Below are 16921 nucleotides of genomic sequence, written 5' to 3'. Positions count from 1 at the left end.
CCCTCCGGCCCGGATCCCTACGCCCACCAGGCGATTCTTAGGCACTGCTTATACGCACCCGCGGGTACGTTGGCCGCGTGAGTACCGCACCGGAAGACAACACAGCATCCGAGAACACCACGACCGAGACGGACGAGTCCGCCCGGCCGAACTTCGAACCGGCCGGGGCCACGACCGCGACGGACGAGGAAACGCCCTACGAGACGGACGGGGGACACGACCCCGAGCGGGAAGGGGACCCGAACGTCGACGACGCGGAGCACGGCGTCGCGGCGACGTCCGATCCGCGTCCCGGGGGCGCCTTCTCGGCGGAGACCTTCGGCATCATCGGCCTGGTCCTGCTCGGCGTGACCATCATGTCCGGGCAGCTCCTGGAGATGCTCACCAGCATGATCCTGGTGAGCGGCCAGCCCATAGCGCCCGAGCAGATCGGCCACATCGAGCTCCAGCTGATGATGGGCGGCGCGGTGGCACTGCTCGCGGTGCTCTTCGCGGGCCTGTCGCTGGCGCTGGTCAACCCGGGAACCCGCCCGTGGGCCAAGTGGGGCGCGACCGCCACCGTGATCGTGGGACTGCTGTTCGTGATCATCGCGGCGGTGGCCTTCTACATGGTCCCCGAGGCGGCCGAGCAGCAGATGATGCCGCCGATCATGGAGTGACCACCCGATCCGCCGGGGCCCGCCATGGGCCCCGGCCGGGTTTCGGCCGGGAAAAGCGGTTGCGTACCGCTGCGGGCCCAGGGTAGAACGGGGTATCGCCCACAACATGGATGGATGGGCACGAACGGCAAAGGGAGGGATAAGCCATGGTTTCCACGACCACCGAGCTCACGTCCCCCCGGGTGACGGCCGACCACTGACCGACTCCGGGGGCGAGCGCCCACACCGGAGAGAACTGTGCCTTCCCTGATTCTGCGTCCGCTCACCGGACGCGCCGAACTGCCCCTCTTCAACCGGCTCCCCTACGATCTCAACGGGGAGCTCGCCGAGGACCTCGACGCCGGCCGCCGGCGTCCCGAACTCATGTGGGTCGCCCTGCGCGGCGACCGTCTCATCGCCCGACTCGCCTGGTGGAGTGACGGACCCGCGCCGAACCTGCTCGACGTGTTCGACGTGGCCGACGACGTCGACCGCCTGGACGTGGGCGTGCGGTTGCTGCGCACCGCCATGGAACGGGTCCTGCCGGAGGGCTCCATCCCACCGAACCACATCCGCTACGCCCCACCGGACTGGCGCACCGGCCAGGCGTCCGGCCGGGTCACGCGGGACGTGCTGACCACGTTGGAACGGACCGGTGCGCGGTTGTTCGTCGAACGTCTGCGTCTGGAGTGGCGGCCCGGCACCCCGTTGCCGGAACGGGACGGACGACTGCGTTTTCGGCCCCTGCGCGACACCGAGGAGCTCCTCGACCTGATGACCCGCGTCCTGGAGGGCACCCTGGACGCCCACAGCACGCAGAACCTGACCCGGATGTCGCCCCGGGAAGCGGCCACCGCCCACTTCGAAGGCGAGTTGGCCCGCTACACCAGCCCGCGAAGCTGGTGGCGGGTGGCCACTCTGCCCGACGGTGAACCGGTGGGGTTCGTGACCCCCGGCCACAACCACTACAACGCCGTCATCGGCTACCTCGCCGTGTTGCCCGAACATCGGGGCCGGGGTCACATCCACGGAATCCTCGCCGAGGGCACCCGTTTCCTGGCCGGCCAGGGCGTTCCCCTGATCCGGGCCGCCACCGACCTGGGCAACACCCCCATGGCGGCGGCCTTCCAGCGGGCCGGCTACGCCACCCTCGCCCACGTTCTCAACTCCACCTGGGAGTGACCTCCCCGAAGTGAGTGGGGCGGGCACCGCGAACCCCGGCACCCGCCCCACCCCTCACCCGGGCCTGCTCAGGCCACGCGGTCGATGACCAGCGGCCTCGGGGTCCACTCGTCGGCGCCACCGATGTCGCAGGCGCCCTCCAGCGCCTGGGCGGCCCACTCGAAACGCTCGGCCTCGTCGGTGTGCAGGGTGAACAGCGGTTCGCCCGCGACGACCTCCTCGCCCGGCTTGGCGTGCAGGGTCACTCCGGAGCCGAAGGACACCGCGTCCTCCTTGCGCGCCCGCCCCGCGCCCAGTCGCCAGGCGGCCAGGCCGACCTGGTAGGCGTCCAGGCGGGTGACCGTGCCCGTGGCCGGGGCGAGCACCACGCGGCTCTCCGCGGCCTCGGGCAGGGGCGCGTCCGGGTCGCCGCCCTGGGCCCGGATCAGGTCCTTCCAGGACTCCAGGGCGCTGCCGTCGCGCAGGGCCTCGGCCGGGTCCTTGATCCCGTTCTCGCCAGGGGTGAGCCCCGCGGCGGCGAGCATCTCCCGGGCCAGGGCCACGGTCAGCTCCACCACGTCGGCCGGTCCGCCACCGGAGAGCACCTCCACCGCCTCGGCCACCTCCAGGGCGTTACCGACCTGGCGGCCCAGCGGGCTCTCCATGTCGGTCAGCAGCGCCACGGTACGCACCCCGTGGTCGTTACCGATGTCCACCATGGTGCGGGCCAGCTCGGTGGCGGCGGTCAGGTCCTTCATGAACGCGCCCGATCCCACCTTGACGTCGAGCACCAGCGAGCCGGTGCCCTCCGCCAGCTTCTTGCTCATGATGGAGGCGGAGATGAGCGGGATGGACTCGACGGTGCCGGTGACGTCGCGCAGGGCGTAGAGCTTGCGGTCGGCGGGCGCCAGTCCGGCACCGGCCGCGCAGATCACCCCGCCGGTGTCGACGATGACCCGCCGCATCTCCTCGGTGGACAGCGACGCCTTCCACCCCGGGATCGACTCCAGTTTGTCGAGGGTGCCGCCGGTGTGGCCGAGCCCGCGTCCGGAGAGCTGAGGCACGGCCGCTCCACAGGCCGCCACGGTCGGCGTCAGCGGCAGGGTGATCTTGTCGCCCACCCCACCGGTGGAGTGCTTGTCGGTGGTGGGTCGGGCCAGGTCGGAGAAGTCCAGGCGTTCCCCCGAGCCCAACATGGCCTCGGTCCAGCGCGCCACCTCGGCGCGGTTCATCCCCTTGAGGAAGATCGCCATGGCCAGCGCCGACATCTGTTCCTCGGCGATCTCGCCACGGGTGTAGGCCGCGATCACCCAGTCGATCTGTTCGGGGGTGAGCTCCACCCCGTCGCGCTTGGCCCGGATGATCTCGATGACGTCCATGTCATGTCCCTTCCAATGACGTCTCCCCGGCCACGCGGGGCGGGGCCGGGGAGACGCCTTGCGATCGACTGATCAGGTGAGGTTGTGCGGTCCGAACGCCTGGGGCAACACCCGCTCCATGGGGAGGATCCCCTCGGGGGTGTCCAGGAGCATCTCGGGACCGCCGTGTTCGTACAGCAACTGGCGGCAGCGCCCGCACGGCATCAGGGCCTCGCCCTGTCCGTCCACGCACGCGAAGGCGACCAGCCGGCCTCCCCCGGTGGCGTGCAGGGCGCTGACGAGTCCGCATTCGGCGCACAGGCCCACGCCGTAGGAGGCGTTCTCTACGTTGCAGCCGCTCACGACCCGGCCGTCGTCGACCAGCGCGGCCGCGCCCACCGGGTACTTCGAGTAGGGCGCGTAGGCGCGCGTCATGGCCTCCCGGGCGATCTCTCTCAGCGCCGCCCAGTCCACGCTCGTCTCGGATCCGCTCATGATCGGCTCGCCCTCCATTGCTTGCCCACCCCGGCGGGTGCCCGCAGCCGTTGCGAGGCCAGGGACAACACCAACAGGGTGGCGATGTGCGGGCTGTAGGTGGCCAGCTCGCGCGGCAGCGAGTCGGTGCTGAAGTACCACAGCAGCAGCACGACCGCGGTGAGGAAACCGGCGATGGCGATGCCCTTGCGGTCCTTGCGCACCTGCCAGACGGCCACCACCAGCAGCACCACGGCCAGGAGCAGCAGCAGGGCGTGGATGGCCGCGCCGCCGCCGCGCACCTGGAGGGCGTCGGTGTAGCCGAACAGGCCCGCGCCCATGGCCAGACCACCCGGACGCCAGTTACCGAAGATCATCGCGGCCAGACCGATGTAGCCGCGGCCGCCGGTCTGCCCCTCCTGGTAGATCTGCGAGGCGACGATCGCCAGGAACACCCCCCCCATACCGGCCAGGCCACCGGAGACGACCACGGCGATGTACTTGAGGGTGTACACCGGCACGCCGAGGGACTCCGCGGCGTCGGGGTTCTCGCCCACCGACCGCAACCGCAGACCGAAGGTGGTCTTCCACAGCACCAGGTAGGTGATCGGGATCAGCAGGATGGCGATGAGGGTGAGCGCGGACATGCGGGTGGTGAGCCCAATGACCAGCGACGCCAGGTCGCTGATCAGGAAGATCCCGCTCTGGGCGACGGGAGCGAGGGCCTCGGGGAGCCACGGAACGTTCAGGGTGGGGAACGACGGCGCCACCGGGGACTGGGCCGCGCCCGCGCCGGGGATGTCGGAGTAGATCAGGATCGACATGTAGCGCATGGCGCCCAGGGCCAGGATGTTGATGGCCACACCGGACACGATGTGGTCCACGGCGAAGGTCACCGTGGCCACCGCGTGCATCAGACCACCGAGCATGCCGCCCATGGTCCCCGCGAGCAGGCCGATCCACGGGTTGTCGAAGCTCCACGCGAAGTAGGCCCCGAACCAGGTCCCGAAGATCATCATGCCTTCGAGACCGATGTTGATGATGCCCGCGCGTTCGGCCCACAGACCACCGAGGGCGGCCAGACCGATCGGGACCGCGAAGGTCAGCGTGGTGCGGACGGTGCCCGCGTCGGTCAGCATGTCCTGGCCGGTGATGACCCGCAGGCCCGCCAGGGACACGAAGACCGCCATCAGCAGGGTGAGGACGCGCCAGCGCGCCCACCCCTTGGGCCGGCGCTTGGTCACCGACTCCATCACGTTGAGTTCCTGGCTCACTGTGCCTCCCCACCGCTCTTGTCGTCGGTGCCGTCTTCCTTGGAGCGGCCGGGGACGCTGTCGTCACCCTCGTCGGAACCGTTCTCCGGGCCGTGGGACACGGCCGCGGGCTCCGGTGTGGTCTCGATCGTCTGACCGAGCTGCCTGCCGATCTGCTGTTGCTCGTAGCGACGGCCCCAGCGGTGGACCACCTCGTAGACCACGACGACCGTGAGGACGATGGTGGCCTGCGCGATGACCGCGATCTCCTGGGGGATGCCGTCGAAGGGCAGGATGCCCGCCGCCTGGTTCAGGAAGGCCCAGAACAGGGAGGCGAAGACGATGCCCACCGGGTGGTTGCGGCCCAGCAGCGCGATGGCGATGCCGATGAAGCCGATCCCGGTCGGGAAGTCCAGGGCGTAGTAGTGGGAGCTGCCGAGCAGCTGCGGCAGGCCCACCAGTCCCGCGACCATGCCGGAGAAGAGCATGGACAGGAAGACCATCTTCTTGACGTCGACGCCACTGGCCTCGGCCGCCGTCTTGGACTGGCCGGTGGCCCGCAGCTCGAAGCCGAACCGGGTGCGGTTGAGCATGATCCAGTAACCGATGCCGACCGCGACGGCGAGGAGGATCAGACCGAAGATCTCCCGCTCCGAACCGAGGAAGGTCGCCGGGATACCGGGGACCCAACCGGACTCGGGGATGGGCGGGGTACCGATGTTGTTGGTGCTGATCTCGACCGCGAGACGCCCCTCGGTCAAGAGGTAGGCGGTGATGCCGGTGGCGATCGAGTTGAGCATGATCGTGGAGATCACCTCGGACACGCCACGGGCGACCTTGAGGTAACCGGCGATGCCCGCCCACACGCCACCGACCGCGACCGCGGTGACGATGACGACGAACTGGCTGATCACCGGCGGCAGGACCAGGTAACCGCCGACCGCGGCCGCCAGCAGCGCCGCCAGTCGGTACTGACCGTCGACGCCGATGTTGAACAGCTTCATCTTGAAGCCGATCGCCACGGCCACGGCGGCCAGGTAGTAGGTGACACCGTCGTTGATGATCTGCACCATGCTGTTGGGCCTGGTGCCGTACTCCAGCATCCGCTCGAAGGTGGCCAGCGGCGTGATGCCGCTGAAGTACAGCACCGCCGCGGTCACCGCGATGGCGAGGATCCCCGCGGCGAACACCGCGGCGAAGGACAGCGCCAACATGGTGGACAGGCGGTGGAACAGCAGGAACGCCAGCGCCGCGCCGATGGCGGCACCGATCAGGGCCGCGGCCCACTCCTGGAGTTGCAGGTCCAGCAGCCAGGCGGACAGCAGACCCGACACCACGGCCAGGAGCAGCGCCGTGGGCACCACCAGGGTCTTGTGGAGGGCGGTCCCCTCCTCCTCTGCGCCGCCGGATCCGGCGTCTCGCGCGTCCGAAACCAGTGGGGCGGACCAGGCCACGAAGCCGAAGGCCACCACCACGCCGATGATGATCGCCACCCACCACAGCAGCGCCAGGTCGAGCCCCACGGTGACCCCGGTGCCCAGGACGACCGCGATCGCGGCGGCCACGGGCCCGGACATGGTCATGTCGGGGCGGGGAAGCTTACTCATGCGCCGCCCTCGTTCTCTTCTTCGCCGGTACGGTCGCCCGCACCGGAATCGCTTTCCCGGTCGCCCGGCAGGCCGGCGCCGGTCATGGCGGAGCCGAGCTGTTCGGGGGTGACGTCGGTCGGGTCGGCCTCGGCCACCAGACGGCCGCGCAGGATGACGTGCAGCGTGTCGGACATGCCGATCAGCTCGTCCAGGTCCGCCGAGATCAGCAGCACGGCCAGGCCGTCGGCCCGGGCCTCGCGCAGCTGCTCCCAGATCGCGGACTGGGCGCCCACGTCCACGCCCCGGGTGGGGTGCGCGGCGACCAGGAAACGCGGTTCCCCGCTCATCTCCCGACCGATGATGAACTTCTGCTGGTTACCACCGGAGAGCGCGTCCGCGATGACGTCGATGCCGGGGGTGCGCACGTCGTACTCGGCGACGATGCGCTCGGAGTCCTGCCTGGCACCGGCCCTGTTGATCCAGGGTCCGCGGACGCTGGGTTCGCGGGTCTGGTGACCGAGGACGCGGTTCTCCCACAGCGGGGACTCCAACAGCACACCGTGGCGGTGTCGGTCCTCGGGGATGTAGCCGACGCCCGCCTCACGGATGCGCAGCGTGGACCACGAGGTGACGTCGTCCTCCTCCAGGCGGATGTGGCCGGAGGAGACCCGACGCATGCCCATGATGGCCTCGATGAGCTCCGACTGGCCGTTGCCCTCGACGCCCGCGATGCCGACGATCTCACCCTTGTGGATGTCCACGGAGACGTCGTCCACGACCTTGCGGCCGTCGGCGGAGGTCACGGTGATCCCGTCCAGGGACAGGACCACGTGATCGGTGACGGTGGACTCGCGCAACTCGGGGACGGGCAGTTCGCCACCGACCATCAGTGTGGCCAGTTCCCGCGCGGTGGTGGTGCGCGGGTCCGCGGTGGCGACGGTGGTGCCGCGTCGGATGACGGTGATCTCGTCGGCGACCGACAGGACCTCGTCGAGCTTGTGCGAGATGAAGATGACGGTCAGGCCCTCGCGCTTGAGTTCGCGCAGGTTGTCGAAGAGTTCGTCGACCTCCTGCGGGACCAGGACCGCGGTGGGCTCGTCCAGGATGATGGTCTCGGCGCCTCGGTAGAGGACCTTGAGGATCTCCACGCGCTGGCGGTCGCCGACGCCCAGGTCCTCCATCAGGCGGTCGGGTTCGACCCCGAGACCGTACTGGCCGGACAGGGCACGGATCTGTTCACGGGCCTTGTTGCCGATGCCATGACGGCGTTCGGCGCCCAGAACCACGTTCTCCAGGACGGTCAGGTTGTCGGCGAGCATGAAGTGCTGGTGCACCATGCCGATGCCGTTCTTGATCGCGTCGGAGGGCGAGTGGAACCGCACCTCTCGACCCTTAACGTGGATGGTGCCCTCGTCCGGCTTGTGCATGCCGTACAGGGTCTTCATCAACGTGGACTTACCCGCCCCGTTCTCGCCGACGATGGCGTGCACGGTACCGGGAGCCACGGTGATGTCGATGTCGTGGTTGGCCACGACGCCGGGAAAACGCTTGGTGATCCCGCGCAGCTCAACGGCGGCGGGTCCATTCGACCCGCCGCCCGATGGCGTGCTGCTCATCAGACTCCTCTTGGGGAACTTGCGGCGGGGCGCGGGCGGGTCGAGGTTCGACCACGTCCGGACACCTTCGTCGCGGTGCGGCTACCGGGCGGAGCCGAAGGGGGCCTGCGCCCCCTCCGGCTCCGTTCCTCGTGACCGGGGTGGGTCACGGCGCGGGCCCGGCGCCCGCTCGGTGGTGGGTCCCGTGCCCATCAGGGCTCGGTGGGAACCTCGATGTCACCGGCGATGATCTGCTCCTTGAGCTCGTCGAGCTCCTCCTGGAGCGGAGCGATCGCCTCTTCGTTGGTGGTGGTGTAGTCCACGCCACCCTGTTCGAGGTCGAAGCGCTGGATACCACCCTCGACGTTGTCCTCGGTGGCGGCCTTGATGAGCTCGAACACCGAGACGTCGACCTGCTTGATGGCGGAGGTCAGCACGTGCGGCTTCTGCTCGTCGTCGGCGTTCTCGTACTGGTCGCTGTCGACACCGATGAAGGTGAAGTCGTTGTCCACGGCCGACTCCAGGACGCCGTTGCCGGAGGCGCCGGCGGCGTGGTAGATGACGTCCGCGCCACGGTCGTACTGGGCCTGGGCGACCTCACGGCCACGGGCCGGGTCGCTGAAGCCGCTCATGTCCGGCGGCTGGCTCAGGTAGTCGATCTCGACGTTGACGTCCTCGTTCACGTGCTCGACGCCCGCGCTGAAGCCCGCCTCGAACTTGTGGATCAGCGGGGTCTCGACACCGCCGACGAAACCGACGTGGTCCTCCTCGGTGGTCAACGCCGCGGCGGCGCCGGCCAGGAAGGAGGCCTGCTCCTCGGCGAAGACCAGGCTGGTGACGTTGTCGATCCCATCGATCTCGGAGTCCACGATCGCGAAGTGGACCTCCGGGTACTCGGGCGCGACCGCCTGGATGGCGGCGTCATAGGCGAACCCGACCGCGATGACGACGTCATAGCCCTCATCGGCCATGGTGGCCAGACGCTCCTCCTTGGCGGAGTCCGGCTCGCCGTCGGACGGCTCGAAGTCCTGGGTCTCCACACCCAGCTCCTCGGCCGCCTGCTCCAGGCCTCGGAACGCGGAGTCGTTGAAGGAACGGTCGCCGCGACCACCGACGTCGTAGGCCAGGCCCACGCGTACTTCGGAGGTCTCGTCTCCGCCTTCGGCACCGCCGTTGTCGCCGTCTTCGACCGCGCTGTCGCACGCGGTGAGTGCCAGCATGCCCGCCGCGGCGACCGCGGCGAACTTGGCTGCGTTACTACGCTTCACTTGGGTAACTCTCCCCTTCGCCCTCTCAGCGGTGCCGCATTCCGCGCGGGACCGGCCTGAGTTCTGCAGCCGGACGATATCCCGTTGCGGAAAGTACACCTAACCCAGGGTCGGAGTTGTTATGAAGGCGAGAGCCAAGTGACACGGGGCCTTACTCGAAAGTTGCCGAGGGCGCTCCGGGAGGGGCCGCCCGTTCGGCCTTTCTCGGTTTTCGACCCCCCTCTTCCCTGGCAGAACACGGGATTACGACCGGTTGTACCGCGCCCCTCACCTTTGGTCACACACCCACGTGGAAGCCGGCCGGTCTAGACCGGCCTGACCCAATATATCGGGCCCGACCGCTCAGCCGGCGAGGAAGTCCACCGCGGCCTGCTTGAACACCCGGGAGGAGACCGCGTTGGCGTGGTCGCGCCCGGGGATCTCCACGAAGACGCCCTCGCAGGAGGCGGCCAGGTCGGTGACACCCTCGGCCACCGTGTCCTTGACCCCGGCCACCAGCAGGATCGGCACGCCCTCGGGGCGGGGTTCGACGGTGAAGGGATCGGCGGCCTGACCCCGCGCACAGGCGGCGAGCGCTTCGGGGTCGTTGCCGGGTAGCCCGCCGACCGCGCGGAAGACGTGATCGAAGGGGGCGTCCCCCGTTCCGGGTTCGCCCTCGCCCAGGCCGGCCAGCGCGTCGACCGGGCCGAACCCGCCCAACACCAGGCGGCGTACGCGCTCGGGGGCGGTGAGCGCGAGCGCCCAGGCCAGCCTGGACCCCATGGAGTAACCGACTACGTCGACGCTCGGCAGGCCGAGCTCGTCGAGGAGCCGCAGAAGGTCGGCGACGAAGTGTTCGGGCAGATAAAGCCCGCTTTCGGTGGGTTTGTCACTGCCCCCGTGGCCGCGCAGGTCCGGGCCGATCACCCGGCGCCCCTCGGTCTCCAGTGTTCGGAGCCAACCGGTGGCCCGCCAATTCATGTCGAAGGAGCTTCCGAAACCGTGCAACAGAAGCACCGGAACGGAGTCACTCGGTGCCTGCGGCGACAAATCCGCATAGCTTATTGTCACGTCTCCGACGAGATTCGCTGTCATGAATCGTTCCGCACCTTTCCCGGTTCGGGTATTTCACCAAAGAGAACGGAGACCCATTCAGATGTTCCTCTGAGTGAATGGTCGAGACAAGGGCTCTCACTCGTGTCGACATCCGAACGGGTCTCCGATGAGGATGGGGCTTGGGACCGATGGGTCGGTCAGTCCGTCGGGGGCTTGAGGCGGACCCTTCGTCGCGGTGCCGCCTCCTCGGTGGGCACCTTGCCGACGATGCCGGCCCGCGGTGCCTCCTCCACCTCCACCGCGAAGGTCACCAGTGGGTCGCCGACGGGAACGATCCCTTCCTCCTCCGCGTGCAGCTCCACCACGCGCCCGGCCTTGGGCGAGGGGATCACCACGGCGGACTTGGTGGTCTCCACCTCGACCAGCGGTTCGTTGCGGCCGATCACGTCGCCGACCGCCACCTGCCACTCCAGTACGGTCGCCTCGACCAGTCCCTCCCCGAGGTCGGGAAGGGTGAAGGTGATGTTCTCTTGTGCCATGTGGGCTAGTACTCCAGGGTTCGCTGGACCGCGAGCAGGACGCGGTCGATCGTCGGCAGGTACTGGGACTCCAGGGGGCCGGCCGGGTAGGGGACGTCGAAGCCGGTGACCCGCTGGACCGGGGCGGCCAGTTCGCGGAAGCAGCCGTCGGTGATCAGGGTGGCGACCTCCGCTCCGAGCCCCGCGGTGAGCGGTGCCTCGTGGACGACCACGGCGCGCTTGGTGCGCGAGACCGAGGCCACGAGCCCGGCGGCGTCGATGGGCTTGAGCCAGCGAAGGTCCAGGACCTCCAACTCCACACCGTCCTCGGCCGCAAGTTCGGCCACCCGTACGCACTTGTGCACCATGGCGCCCCAGGCGACGAGGGTGGCGTGCCGGCCCGGGCGGACGATCCGACTGGTTCCGATGGGGTCGGTGGGCTCGCTGAGCCGGACCGGTCGGCGGTCCCAGTAGCGGGCCTTGGGTTCCATGTACACGACCGGGTCGTCGGAGCGCACCGACTGCAACAGCAGGCTGTAGGCCTCGCCCGGGTCGGAGGGGGCCACGACCTTCAGGCCGGGGGTGTGCGCGAAGAGCGCCTCCAGGCTCTCCCCGTGGTGTTCGGGGGCCTGGATGCCGCCGAAGGAGGGCAGCCGCAGGGTGATCGGCATGGGCGCGGCGCCGCGGGTGCGGTAGTTCATGCGCGCCACCTGGTTCACGATCTGGTCGATGGCGGGGTAGGCGAAACCGTCGAACTGGAGCTCGGGGACGGGCCGCAGTCCGTTCATGGCCAGGCCGACCGCCATGCCCATGATGGCGGACTCGGCCAAGGGGGTGTCGAAGACACGCTGCTCCCCGAACTCCTTCTGAAGCCCGTCGGTGACGCGGAAGACACCGCCCAGGGCGCCGACGTCCTCACCGAAGACGAGCACCTTCGGGTCCTCGGCGAGCAGGACGTGCAGGGCCCGGTTGATGGCCTGCTGCATGGACAGTTCGACCGCCTCGCCCCGCGGGTCCGGGGCGGCGGCGCGCTCGATCAGCTCGGTCACAGCTCGACCTCTTCCTGCCAGGTTCGGTGCTGCCGGGTGAGTTCCTCCGTGGTCTCCCGGAACACGTGGGTGAACAGTTCGGAGCCGTGGGGCTCGGGGGCCTCGGCGACACCGTCGCGGATCTCCTCGGCCCGTTCGGCGGACTCGGCGTCGATCCGGTCCAGGTCGGCCTCGTCGGCGTGACCGGCCTCGACCAACGCGGCGCGCAGCAGTGTGAGGGGATCGCGTTCGCGCCAGCGGGCGGCCTCCCCCTCGTCCCGGTAGCGGCCGGGGTCGTCGGAGGTGGAGTGCGGTTCGACCCGGTAGGTGAGGGCCTCGATGACGGTGGGGCCGCCACCCTCCCTGGCCCGCTGGACGGCCTTGGCGGTCGCGGTGTAGACCGCGCCGACGTCGTTGCCGTCCACCAGGACGCCCTCGATGCCGTAGCCCTGGGCGCGCGCCGCGATGGAACCACCGGCGACCTGGCGGTGGTTGGGCACCGACAGCGCCCACTGGTTGTTCTGGCAGAAGAAGATGACGGGCGCCGTGAAGACCCCCGCGAAGTTCATGGCCTCGTGGACGTCGCCCTCGGAGCTGGCGCCGTCGCCGAAGTAGGCCATGGCAACGCCCTCGCCACCTCGGAGTCTTTCGCCGATCGCCCAGCCGACGGCGTGCGGCACCGGTCCGCCCACGACCGCGTTGACGGCGCCGAATCGGGAGTCCATGACGTCGTATAGGCCGCCGTGCCACAGGGCTCGGTGGGTGGCCATGTAGCCGACCATCTCGACGCCGTAGGCGAGGGCGGCGGCCATCTCTCGGTAGGTGGGGAAGACGAAGTCGCGGGTGGGATCGAGCGCGGTGGCCCCGCCGACCTGTGCGGCCTCCTGTCCTCGGACGGAGACATAGGCGGGGAAGACGCCCTGGCGTTGCAGGGCGATGGCCTCGGTGTCCAGGTCTCTCGCGGTGCGCATGTCGCGATAGAGACCGCGGGTGAGTTCGGGTGACAGGTGTTCCACGGTGATGGAGTCCTGGCCCGTCGACTCTCGGGGTGGCATGGCGAGCGGCTCCCAACATGGCCCTTGGGCGCGCGGTGGCACGCCACCGGGCTCGGGGTGGTCACGTTCCTGCCCTAGATTCTCCGCACGACTGGACGGTTCCGCTAGATACAGCCGAACAGTCGAGACGTTCAAGCACATTGAAAGCAGAATCGTTCGCTGATGTCCAAGATTTGAGGTCCAGAGAAGCGGAAAACGACACGCTACGCCAAACATCACGAATCATGATCAACCGCCCGTGACGCGGGCCGTCCGACGCGGCGGCCGACGACCGCTCGCCGGCACCCCGTTCGCCCCGGAACGGACACCGACGCGTTGCGATCCGAACACGAGGGGTGCCTGAGCGGCACCGGGCCCCGTACCTTCGGAACCCCGCCCACTGGAGTCGTTGCATGTCCACACAGTTACGACAAATAGCACCGAAATGGCCGATTCGGCGAGAAAATATGTCTGATTCAGGACACCGCGGTGTAGTTACCGACCAGTCGGGGGAAACCCACCACTCATCCCGCGCGTCAACCATGAGTACAGTCGATCGTCCACCAACGCGTTCGCCGCTTGGTGATTCGCACAAGAGTTCCGGAGCGCATCCCCCGTCCCCCGACCCTCATCGCCCGAACCCGCGCCCGTATCTCGCCGACTGAGATTTCAATGGACGAGAACAACGTTCACCTGGTATTTCCTTAGCTCCCTGTCAACGTTGACAGCAAGGAGCCGAGCACTACGACAAGAGCACACGAGGAGCACGCAATGGCCATGGGCGACCAGCGCAGGAACGGCCGGCGGCCGGACTCGACCGACCAGACCATCCTGAGCGCTCTCGCCAAGGACGCTCGAACCGGCATCACGGAGATCGCCGCACTGGCCAACGTCTCCCGCGCGACGGCCTACAATCGGATCAAGCGGCTCACCGATGAAGGCGTCATCCGCGGCTACTCCGTGGTGACCGACCACTCCAAGATGGGTCTGGGCGTCACCGCGCTCGTGCTCATCTCCGGCAGCCAGCCCGACTGGCGCGCCAACCGGGAGATCCTCTCCTCCTACCCGGAGATCGAGTACTGCTGGTACGTGGTCGGATCCGCCGACATCGTCCTGCTCGTCCGGGTCGCCAACACCAACCAGTTGCGCGATCTGATCCTGACCCGGCTCCAAGCGCTCCCCGGAGTCACCTCGACCCAGACCCTCACCGTCATAGACGAGGTCGTACACCGCCCCGTCGTCGAACCCACCGAGGACACGGAGTGAACCCCGCCCCGATCATCCCCTGACCACTTCGGCGACCGAGGCCATCAGCTCGGACAGCACCTTCGAGCCCTGCGCGCGGATGGCCGCGACGTCGCCCCCGACCCCCGACACCACCTCGGCGTAGGCCTTCAGCTTGGGTTCGGTACCCGAGGGGCGCAGCGTGACCCGCCCCCACACCGCGCCCTGGAGTTCGAAGCGCAGCGCGTCCGTCGGCGGCAGCCCCTCGTGACCGCCGGCGAAGTCGACGACCCCCGACACCTTCAAGGGGCCGAACGCGGTGGGCGGTTCGGCGCGCAACCGCCGCATCGCCGCGGAGATCTCCGACAGGTCCCGCACCCGCACCGAGAGCTGATCACTCAGGTGCAGGCCGAACTCGCGGGCCTGCTCGTCGATCAGGTCCAGGAGGGTTCGCCCTTCGCGCTTGGCCGTCGCGGCCAGGGCCATCGCCATCAGCGCGGCACCGATCCCGTCCTTGTCCGCGACCGGCCTCCCGGTGTCGCCGCCCACGCAGTAGCCCAGGGCCTCCTCGTAGGAGAACACCCGCCGCTGTCCCGGCGCGCCGGCCCTGGCCAGCCACTTGAACCCGGTGAGGGTCTCCTCGTAGTGCACGCCACGGGCGCGGGCGATCTTCTCCAGCAGGCTGGAGGAGACGATGGAGGTGGCCACGACCCGTTCGGCACCGTTGGTGTGGTCGAGGACGTACCGCGCGAGCAGCCCGCCCACCTCGTTGCCGGTGAGCATCCCGTATCCGGGGACCCCCAGGGCGAGCCGGTCGGCGTCGGGGTCGTTGGCCACGATCAGGTCCGCGCCGGTCCGCTCGCCCAGGGCCAACGCCAGATCCATGGCGCCGGGTTCCTCCGGGTTGGGGAAGTCCACCGTGGGGAAGGCGGGGTCGGGTTCGAACTGTTCGGCGACCACCGTGGGGGCGACGAACCCGGCGCGACGGGCCGCCTCCACCAGCACCCGGCCGCCCACACCGTGCATGGCCGTATAGACCACCGACAGGTCCCGGTCCCGGCCCAGGGGCAGCGCGGTGACCGCGTCCAGATAGCGCTCCAGCGCCTCGGGTCCCAACACCGTCCAGTCCCGCCCCGACGGCAGGTCGCCCACGGGACCGACCGCGTCGATGGCGGCGGAGATCTCTGCGTCCACCGGGGAGACGATCTGGCTGCCGGCGTCGTCCCCGGGACCGCCCACGTACACCTTGTAGCCGTTGTCCTTGGGCGGGTTGTGGCTGGCGGTGACCACGATCCCCGCGTCCGCGCCCAGGTCGCGCAGGGTGTACGCGAGCACCGGGGTGGGCAACGGCTCCGCCAGCAAGGACACGCGGTGACCGGCCCCGGTGAGGACGGCGGCGCTGTCGTGGGCGAAGTCCGCCGACCGGTACCGGGCGTCGTAACCGATCACCACGTGCTTGCCGCCCTTCCCCAGCCAGGATGCGATGCCCGCGGCGGCGCGCATGACCACCACCCGGTTCATCCGGTTGGGCCCGGCCCCGAGCTCACCGCGCAGACCGGCCGTGCCGAACTCCAGCTTGGTGGCGAACCGGTCCCCCAGGTCGGCCAGGGCGGCGTCGTCCCCGGTCTCGGCTCGGACGATCAGGTCGGACAGTTCGTCCCGGGTGACGGGGTCCGGGTCCTGGGCGTACCAGTCCCGGGCCCGGGCGAGGAGTTCGGTGGCGGTCAAGGCAGAACCTTCCGGATGGAGCCGCTGATGGTGGGGCGTGCCGATGATCTCGCCCGCGGTGCCGCGGGCGAGATCGTTCGGTCAGACCTTGGCGACGATGTCGGCCAGCACGCGACCGACGGCCTGGGCGGAGTCGCGTCCGGTCGCCAGGACCTCCTGGTGGTCGAGGTTGGCGCCCTCCAGACCCGCGGCGATGTTGGTGACCAGGGACAGGCCGAGCACCTGGGCGCCGGCCGCGCGGGCGGCGATGGCCTCCAGCACGGTGGACATACCGACCAGGTCGGCGCCCAGGGCCCGGAGCATGCGGACCTCGGCGGGCGTCTCGAAGTGCGGGCCGGGCATGGCCGCGTAGACGCCCTCGTGCAGGTCCGGGACCACGTCATGGGCGATCGCGCGCAGTTCGGGGCTGTAGGTCCGGCTCAGGTCGACGAAGTCGGCGCCGGACAGCGGCGACTTCGCGGTCATGTTGATGTGGTCGGAGATCAGCACCGGGGAACCGACGGCGTAGTCGGTGTTGATGCCGCCCGCGGCGTTGGTGAGCACGATCTTGCGGGCCCCGGCGGCGACGGCGGTGCGCACACCGTGCACGACGGAGTCGGTTCCGTGGCCCTCGTACAGGTGGGTGCGGCCCAAGAACGCGAGGATGTTCCGGTCGCCGTCACCGATGGAGCGAATGGTGCCGCTGTGGCCGTCCACGGCCGGTTTCAGGAAACCGTGCAGCTCCGAGGAGGGCAGCTCGTGCTCGGCGTCGCCGAGCAGGTCGGCGGCGGGCGCCCACCCCGAGCCCATCACCAGGGCGATGTCGTAGCCGTCCACACCGGTACGTTCACGCAATTCGGTTGCGGCCTGCTCGGCGGCGGCCTGGGGTGTGCGAGTCACTGCGGGTTCTCCGTTCGTCGGTGGTCTGCGGCGTGGGGGGGGGGGGCGGGGGGGGGGGGGGGGGCCCCCCCCGGGGGGGGGGGGCCCCCCCCCCGGGGGGGGGGAAAAAAAAAAAAGAGGCAACCCACCACAACAGGAG

15 protein-coding genes are annotated in these 16921 nt (G+C 69.4%); 3 read left to right on the top strand and 12 right to left on the bottom strand.

The window, feature by feature from the left end; genetic code table 11:
* Positions 1–77 precede the first annotated feature (77 nt).
* Both ACWGSK_RS09520 and ACWGSK_RS09515 read left to right on the top strand, forming a co-directional pair.
* Complete coding sequence (locus tag ACWGSK_RS09520) at positions 78–659, top strand: hypothetical protein (RefSeq protein WP_452455635.1); 582 nt, start codon at positions 78–80, stop codon at positions 657–659.
* Positions 660–896: 237 nt separating this feature from the next.
* Complete coding sequence (locus tag ACWGSK_RS09515) at positions 897–1820, top strand: GNAT family N-acetyltransferase (RefSeq protein ID WP_452455634.1); 924 nt, start codon at positions 897–899, stop codon at positions 1818–1820.
* Between the two features lie 68 nt (positions 1821–1888).
* On the opposite strand, the gene ACWGSK_RS09510 is transcribed toward ACWGSK_RS09515, so the two are convergent.
* From ACWGSK_RS09510 to ACWGSK_RS09465, 10 genes are all read right to left on the bottom strand, one after another.
* The gene (locus tag ACWGSK_RS09510; protein WP_452455633.1) at positions 1889–3178 is read right to left on the bottom strand and encodes a thymidine phosphorylase; all 1290 of its coding nucleotides are present in this window, start codon (positions 3176–3178) and stop codon (positions 1889–1891) included.
* A gap of 72 nt (positions 3179–3250) precedes the next feature.
* Positions 3251–3670: a cytidine deaminase gene (locus tag ACWGSK_RS09505; RefSeq protein ID WP_452455632.1), complete on the bottom strand. Its 420-nt coding sequence runs from the start codon at positions 3668–3670 to the stop codon at positions 3251–3253.
* Positions 3649–4905: an ABC transporter permease gene (locus ACWGSK_RS09500; RefSeq protein ID WP_452455631.1), complete on the bottom strand. Its 1257-nt coding sequence runs from the start codon at positions 4903–4905 to the stop codon at positions 3649–3651. The genes ACWGSK_RS09505 and ACWGSK_RS09500 overlap by 22 nt, the downstream gene beginning before the upstream one ends.
* Complete coding sequence (locus tag ACWGSK_RS09495) at positions 4902–6491, bottom strand: ABC transporter permease (protein WP_452455630.1); 1590 nt, start codon at positions 6489–6491, stop codon at positions 4902–4904. The genes ACWGSK_RS09500 and ACWGSK_RS09495 overlap by 4 nt, the downstream gene beginning before the upstream one ends.
* A complete protein-coding gene (locus ACWGSK_RS09490; RefSeq protein WP_358510856.1) occupies positions 6488–8089 on the bottom strand; it encodes an ABC transporter ATP-binding protein in 1602 nt (533 codons plus the stop codon). The genes ACWGSK_RS09495 and ACWGSK_RS09490 overlap by 4 nt, the downstream gene beginning before the upstream one ends.
* Positions 8090–8280: 191 nt before the next feature.
* On the bottom strand, positions 8281–9336 hold the full coding sequence (locus ACWGSK_RS09485; RefSeq protein WP_452455629.1) for a BMP family lipoprotein: 1056 nt from the start codon (positions 9334–9336) through the stop codon (positions 8281–8283).
* A 342-nt stretch (positions 9337–9678) separates the two neighbouring features.
* Positions 9679–10410 carry an alpha/beta fold hydrolase gene (locus tag ACWGSK_RS09480; protein ID WP_358510851.1) on the bottom strand — a complete coding sequence of 244 codons (732 nt, stop codon included), beginning with the start codon at positions 10408–10410 and terminating at the stop codon, positions 9679–9681.
* Positions 10411–10568: 158 nt separating this feature from the next.
* On the bottom strand, positions 10569–10910 hold the full coding sequence (locus ACWGSK_RS09475; protein WP_452455628.1) for a biotin/lipoyl-containing protein: 342 nt from the start codon (positions 10908–10910) through the stop codon (positions 10569–10571).
* Positions 10911–10915: 5 nt separating this feature from the next.
* On the bottom strand, positions 10916–11938 hold the full coding sequence (locus ACWGSK_RS09470) for an alpha-ketoacid dehydrogenase subunit beta (RefSeq protein ID WP_452455627.1): 1023 nt from the start codon (positions 11936–11938) through the stop codon (positions 10916–10918).
* Positions 11935–12972: a thiamine pyrophosphate-dependent dehydrogenase E1 component subunit alpha gene (locus tag ACWGSK_RS09465; RefSeq protein ID WP_452455626.1), complete on the bottom strand. Its 1038-nt coding sequence runs from the start codon at positions 12970–12972 to the stop codon at positions 11935–11937. The genes ACWGSK_RS09470 and ACWGSK_RS09465 overlap by 4 nt, the downstream gene beginning before the upstream one ends.
* Positions 12973–13722: 750 nt before the next feature.
* On the opposite strand from ACWGSK_RS09465, the gene ACWGSK_RS09460 reads away from it, so the two are divergent.
* Complete coding sequence (locus ACWGSK_RS09460; protein ID WP_452455625.1) at positions 13723–14217, top strand: Lrp/AsnC family transcriptional regulator; 495 nt, start codon at positions 13723–13725, stop codon at positions 14215–14217.
* Positions 14218–14229: 12 nt separating this feature from the next.
* Here the strand turns inward: ACWGSK_RS09460 and ACWGSK_RS09455 are convergent, their stop codons facing one another.
* Together ACWGSK_RS09455 and ACWGSK_RS09450 are read right to left on the bottom strand one after the other, a co-directional pair.
* Entirely contained in the window at positions 14230–15903 is a 1674-nt protein-coding gene (locus ACWGSK_RS09455) for a phospho-sugar mutase (protein WP_358516325.1), read from the bottom strand.
* A gap of 81 nt (positions 15904–15984) precedes the next feature.
* A complete protein-coding gene (locus tag ACWGSK_RS09450) occupies positions 15985–16782 on the bottom strand; it encodes a purine-nucleoside phosphorylase (RefSeq protein ID WP_452455624.1) in 798 nt (265 codons plus the stop codon).
* Positions 16783–16921: the final 139 nt, after the last annotated feature.

The organism is Nocardiopsis sp. NPDC055551 (assembly GCF_053619415.1).
This window is presented reverse-complemented; position numbering and strand designations above follow the sequence as displayed.